This is a genomic window from Candidatus Phytoplasma tritici, from assembly GCF_000495255.1.
In the GTDB taxonomy this organism is placed as follows: domain Bacteria; phylum Bacillota_I; class Bacilli_A; order Acholeplasmatales; family Acholeplasmataceae; genus Phytoplasma; species Phytoplasma tritici.
The window spans coordinates 339,814-345,813 of sequence record NZ_AVAO01000003.1; the positions used below are offsets into that span (position 1 = coordinate 339,814).

General features: G+C 28.8%; 6 protein-coding genes, 5 tRNA genes and 1 pseudogene. 3 read left to right on the forward strand and 9 right to left on the reverse strand.

Annotated features, from left to right (window positions below; all coding sequences use genetic code 11):
- Positions 1–168 precede the first annotated feature (168 nt).
- From N747_RS0102990 to N747_RS03875, 9 genes are all read right to left on the reverse strand, one after another.
- Positions 169–243 (reverse strand) — tRNA-Trp (locus N747_RS0102990).
- 20 nt (positions 244–263) lie between these two features.
- Positions 264–345: transfer RNA gene (locus N747_RS0102995), tRNA-Leu, on the reverse strand.
- Between the two features lie 54 nt (positions 346–399).
- Positions 400–474 (reverse strand) — tRNA-Gln (locus tag N747_RS0103000).
- 79 nt (positions 475–553) lie between these two features.
- Positions 554–629: transfer RNA gene (locus N747_RS0103005), tRNA-His, on the reverse strand.
- Between the two features lie 367 nt (positions 630–996).
- Positions 997–1,086 (reverse strand) — tRNA-Ser (locus N747_RS0103010).
- Positions 1,087–1,134: 48 nt separating this feature from the next.
- Entirely contained in the window at positions 1,135–2,367 is a 1,233-nt protein-coding gene (locus N747_RS0103015) for an acetate kinase (RefSeq protein ID WP_024563731.1), read from the reverse strand.
- Between the two features lie 177 nt (positions 2,368–2,544).
- A complete protein-coding gene (trhA, locus tag N747_RS0103020) occupies positions 2,545–3,234 on the reverse strand; it encodes a PAQR family membrane homeostasis protein TrhA (RefSeq protein ID WP_024563732.1) in 690 nt (229 codons plus the stop codon).
- Between the two features lie 472 nt (positions 3,235–3,706).
- The gene (locus N747_RS03870; protein ID WP_024563733.1) at positions 3,707–4,240 is read right to left on the reverse strand and encodes a DnaB-like helicase C-terminal domain-containing protein; all 534 of its coding nucleotides are present in this window, start codon (positions 4,238–4,240) and stop codon (positions 3,707–3,709) included.
- Between the two features lie 76 nt (positions 4,241–4,316).
- Positions 4,317–4,655, reverse strand: a complete 339-nt coding sequence (locus tag N747_RS03875) for a hypothetical protein (protein ID WP_024563734.1) — start codon at positions 4,653–4,655, stop codon at positions 4,317–4,319.
- A gap of 177 nt (positions 4,656–4,832) precedes the next feature.
- Here N747_RS03875 and N747_RS03520 point away from each other — a divergent pair.
- The 3 genes and pseudogenes from N747_RS03520 to N747_RS0103040 all read left to right on the forward strand — a co-directional run.
- A pseudogene (locus N747_RS03520) lies at positions 4,833–5,473 on the forward strand (sigma-70 family RNA polymerase sigma factor).
- Entirely contained in the window at positions 5,463–5,777 is a 315-nt protein-coding gene (locus tag N747_RS0103035; RefSeq protein WP_024563735.1) for a single-stranded DNA-binding protein, read from the forward strand. Before N747_RS03520 ends, N747_RS0103035 begins: the two are co-directional and overlap by 11 nt.
- A gap of 86 nt (positions 5,778–5,863) precedes the next feature.
- A partial coding sequence (locus tag N747_RS0103040) for an HU family DNA-binding protein (protein WP_029783899.1) occupies positions 5,864–6,000 on the forward strand: 137 nt, incomplete at its 3' end.

Sequence of the window (6,000 nt, forward strand, 5' to 3'; positions counted from 1 at the left end):
TTCTTTGGAGTGGTTTAGAAAAAAGATAAATAAGGTTTTTTGATATTTTAAGGACAAAATGATTGAAAAAATGTTTTAAAAATATCTTAATAAATTAAAAAATGTTTATAAGAAAAAATTAATTGATATTTTTATTTTATTAAAATATTTTTATTGGTGTAATTTTTTTGGCAGGGATATCAGGATTCGAACCCGAACGAGCGGTTTTGGAGACCGTTATGCTACCATTAACATCATATCCCTTAATTTATAATTAGGTTGAATGGTACGGGTGACAGGATTTGAACCTGCACGCCTAAGCGCTAGATCCTAAGTCTAGTGCGTCTTCCATTCCGCCACACCCGCGTCGTTTACCTTATGTTATTTTCGTTCGTTAATCACTAATAAATACTTATAAAATGGCAGACCCAGCTGGATTTGAACCAACGAATCACGGAGTCAAAGTCCGTTGCCTTACCACTTGGCTATGGGCCTAAATATAAATCTTTATAATCTGGATATTTTATTATTAAATAATGTTTATAATAATTTTTATATTTTGTGAAATATATTCTGGGGCGGCTAGTGGGAATCGAACCCACGCATATCGGCGCCACAAGCCGCCGCGTTAACCACTTCGCCATAACCGCCAAATAATCTTAATAATTAAAATTCCATAACATAAAATATTATACCTTGATTTTGTTAATTTGTAAAGTAAAAAAGTTAAGTGAGTTGTTTTTTAATGATAATTGAGTATTTTTATAAGTTTTTGTAGTCAATATTTTTTGTGAAAATGTTTAAAAAAGATTTTAGGGTATAAATTGAGATGAAAAATATGCATACAAAAAAACTCAAAAAAAGGATAAGTCCAAAAAAGTTTCAAAAAACAAATTACCAAAATAATATTCCCAACAACAATTTCTTAAAAACAATATAAGCGATGAAATTATGGAAAATTATTTTTATCAAAATGAAACTGACTTTGCAAACAAGTAAAAAAAAGCTAATTTTAGTTGGCGGAGGAAGAGGGATTCGAACCCTCGCATCTTTTTTGGATCTACACGCTTTCCAAGCGTGCCTCTTCGGCCACTTGAGTATTCCTCCAAAAATCCCAAAAACTATAAAAGTTTAATTGGATTTGTGATTTAATTATTAGCCGCAACAGCAAAAACATTCTTGCTGATCGTCTTTATCTTGATTAGTTTGGTTGATTTTTAAACGCAAAACATCTTGAGCAATAGCGAGTTCTTCGTTGGTAGGAATGACAAAAGCTTTAATGGCAGAATCAGGAGTTGTAATAATTTCTTGTTTGCCTTGAACTTTGTTTTTTTCTTCATCTAACTTAATTCCTAAAACTGATAAACGTTTAATGATTTCGGAACGAAAAAAAGAACAATTTTCGCCAATACCAGCTGTAAATACTAAAGCATCAACTCCTTTTAATAATACGTAATAACTAGCAATATAATCAACTATACGCTTAACTTGGATGTTGTGTGATAAAATGGCTTGCTGATTACCTTCTTTAATGCTTGCTAAAATATCACGAGCGTCATTAGAAATACCTGATACTCCTAAATAACCTGATTTTTTATTCAAATCATCGATAACACAAGCAACAGTTTTTTTTTCTTTTTCAGCTATAAATTTCACTACTGCAGGATCAATATTGCCACTACGAGTTCCCATAGGAACCCCTTCTAACGGAGTGAAACCCATAGAAGTATCAACTGATTTACCAGAATCAACTGCACACAAAGAAACGCCATTGCCAGCATGACAAATAATGATTTTGGCGTTGTCTTTACCCAAAATTTGTTGCATTTGCTCAGTTATGTATTTATAAGATGTACCATGAGCTCCGTATTTTCTAATTTGGTATTTTTGGTACCAGTAATAAGGAGTGGCATATAAAAAATTAACTGCAGGAATGCTTTGGTGAAAAGTAGTATCAAAAACAGCTACTTGAAAAGCTTGGGGAAGTGCTTTTTGAAAAGCTTTAATACTTATGATGTTGGCAGGATTGTGTAAGGGAGCTAGGTCGCATAAACTTTCAATTTGAGTAAGGGTTTGTTTAGTTAAAACGGCAGAATCACTAAATATTTCTCCACCTTGAACTACGCGGTGCCCTACTCCTTCGATTTCTTCCAAAGTATTAATAACTTTTTTTTGAATCAAAGCATCTAGCAATAACTCTACTGCTGTTTGATGGTTTGGCACTTCTAATACTTGTTTTTCTTTTTTGTCTTTGGTCTTCATTGTTAAAACAGCTTGATTGCTACCGATTCTTTCAACTAAAACTGAAACAATTACTTTTTGTTGTGGCATTTCTAATAATTGAAATTTTAAAGAAGAACTACCAGAATTTACCGACATAATTTTCATATATTTTTCTCCGATTTTTGATTTGTAATAATTTATTTGTTGTTTGTATATTAATTTTTTTTGGTTGGGTTTGTTTTAATTGATAATTTCTTTTAATGGGTGGAATTATTTTTTGAATTTATAATTATTTGTTTGCAAGTTTAATTTCTTTTTATTGTTGGTAATTTTTTATTTTTTTTAATTGTTTGGAAAAATTTCAAGCAAACGATATATTCCCCAAGCATGAAAACAAGTTCCTGCCATAACAAAAAGATGCCAAATAAAATGAAAATATTTTTTATTATCTTTAACATAAAAATAGATACCTAAACTGTAAAAAACACCACCAAATAAAACGAAATGAAAAATATTGGCTTTCCACATTGCAGGCACTAACAAAAGCCCACTCCAACCAAGCAAAGCATAAAAGATTAAATGAATAATTTTCCCTTTATTCATCCAAAAAACTTTGCATATTATACCTGAAAAAGCTAAAATACATTGGCAAAAAAAAAAGTATTGTCCCTTGGAAATTGACACAATTTCTAAAGGAAATAAGGGTTTTTGCAATTCTGGCAAAAGCAACAAAATAGGTGCAAAAGTTCCCCAAATTAATAAATAAATACTAATATGATCTGTCTTTTGAAAAAAATTATGAGCTTTGGTAAAGGATAAAGAATGATACAAAGTACTCATCAAATAAAGAATAATCATCGATATGCTAAAAACAAGTACAATATAACCGTTGGGATTTGACATTGCAGAGGCTTTAAGACAAAAAAAAACAAGAATAAAAACTCCTAAAGGAATCATTAAACCATGGGAAATGGCGTTGGCAATTTCTTCGCCCAAAGTTTGTTTATCACTTGTTTTAGTAGACCATTTCACAATAAAACTCCCTTCTTGCTTGGAATATGTAGCAATATTACTAAGATTATTAAAAAAGTTTAGAAATTTATACAAGTTATAAAAAAATAAGGAAAATAAGTAAAATAAGGCAATATTTAAAAATAATAATTCACTTTATTAAATAATTTATAAATTAGATTAAATTGTAATAAAAACTAATTCTTATATATTTTATCACATAAAAATAGTTGCTAAACTAAATTTGTAAATTGACAAAAGATAAAATATGGAATTTCACAACATACTTCAAAATACAATAATATATTATCAGTAAATAAGAGTATAATATTTAAGGCAACTGGTTTTCCATAGAAAGGAATATTTTTTTATTTTTCATGAAATCTATTCAAAATGGCTAGACGATCATTTTCTAAGTGGTTTGTTGCTTTTGTGATTTGTAAATGATCGATTACGATGATTTCATCTTTGTTTTCTAAATGTAAACGATAAACTAAATCAATGACATAATCGATGCTTTTGCTTTTATCGTAACTAAATGATAAATTAATTTGTGAAAAAAATCTTTGGCTATTTCCATTTTTAACAAATATTCAGAACGATGAATTATCACGTCATTTATTGTATAATCTTCTAAATTTTTGTCTAAAATTAAATCTAATGGAAAACGTGTAATGTTTGCAAGCAATCTGCTTAAATTTTCTTCTAAGGTCATTTCATATGAAAATACTAATATATTTGGATGTTTGTTTGTTTGTTGATGTTTGGTTTTTGAAATGTCTATTAAAAGGTTGTAGACAAAAGTGGTTTTTCCTAACCCTGTATAACCACCAATGATGATGATTTGACCCTTTTTAAAGCCTTTCGTAGCTTGATTTAATCCTTTGAAGGTTTCCACTAAACGGTAATATTCTTCTTGGATTTTTTGTTTGGCTTGTTGATCGAACTGGAAAAATTCAGGATGACAAGAAGCCATTTGATTTAAAGTTAATAAGGTTTTATCTGATGGATGAGGAATAAAAGCCATAAATTTTCTTCATTTATCAAAGATTTTTTGGTAGTATAGATATTTATAATAAGGATCTTTATTTTCAAAAGAAGGGCTAATGATTTTTAAGAGTTGTTGAAAACATTTTTCGGGTATAGGTATGTTTTAAGTTAGCTAAGAAATCAAGGTTGTTTTCATCATTAAAATTATCACTTAAAAAAGATAGTGATTCTTTCGTAAAGTGATCTTGGGGAAAATGGGTTTGGAGATAAGTGAGTAACTCTTGGATAATCTCCGTTTGAGATTTGATTTTATCAAAGGGATGAGTATTTGTCTGGTTTAAAGTTAAATATTTTAAGGCCTGAAAGATTTTTGTATGTTGTTTATCTAAAAAAGGTTGTGGTTCAATGAGCTGAAAATAAAAACTTAATTGGTCAGTTTTATTTTGGTTCATATAGGAAATGATTTGTTTTAACGCTTTTTGTTCGTTTTAAGTGTTCCAAAAGTTTAGACACTTTTTATTTTTTAAAAAATCTTTTTAAGACTAACTATTAAGTTAGTCTTTTTTTTGTTTTCAAGACTAAAATCATTTTCATATCTTTTCTAAAAAATGTTTTTAGAGAGGATTCAAATGTTAAGACAAAATTTATTTAAAGAATTTTTAAAAAACAAAAAGAATTTTGAAATAAGAGATCAATTAATTGAACTTCATTTACCATTAGTAAAAAAAATTAGTTCAAAATTCAAATATTACCCTAAATTATTAACTAGAGAGGATTTATATCAAGAAGGAATTTTAGGATTAATTAAATCCCTCAATAATTACCAAGATTTAGGTTACGATTTCATCGCTTATGCAACTCCAACCATAAAATCAGCAATTAACGAACTAATAAGAAAAAGACATTCACCTTCAATACCTCAAAAAAACCACCAAATCAAACAATATGAGTTTCAAAGAAGAACAATATGAGCCTGATAGAATAATTAATCTAAACCCACATCAATTATGGATTAAACAATTAAACTATGAACAATTCATAAAAAAACTAAAAACAAAGTTGAGTAAAAACGAATTAAAAGTTGTTTGTTTAAGTTTCGGCATCACCCTAGAAAACATAAACGAAACTTACCAACCCATTTTCACTAATCAAGAATTAGCCCAAAAACTCAATTTAAAAATTTCACAAATTGAAGATTTAAAAGATAAAGCAATACAAAAACTAAAAACAAACAATAAAAAATAAGGAGAAACCCAAAAATGTTAAATAAAGTTCAATTAATCGGAAATATTACCCACGACTTAGAAAAACAATATATCAACAGTAATAACGAACAAATCGCAAAAATAGATTTTAATTTAGCAATCAACAACAAAGATAAAGTCCAATACATCCCTTGTGTTGTTTTTAGAACGCAAGCCGAAAACTGCCACAAATACCTACATAAAGGTTCAAAAATATATGCAGAAGGCACCTTGTCAATCCAAAAATATAAAAATAACGAAGAACAAATGCGAACCACAAACAAAGTAATCATCCAAAACATCATCTTTTTAGACAACAAAACTAAATAACTTCGCACAATTAAGTCCCCAAAAGGGGCTTTTTTATACACCAATATCAACATAACATTAACAAAATCAAAGGAGAAAAACCAAATATGACAAAAAAAGAATTAATTAAATCAATAGCTGAGGCAACCAAAACCTCAATAACCCAAACCGAAGAATTTTACAATTCATTTGAGTATGCTCTAATTAAAGCGATTACAAACAACGCGGAAGTAGTTTTATCATC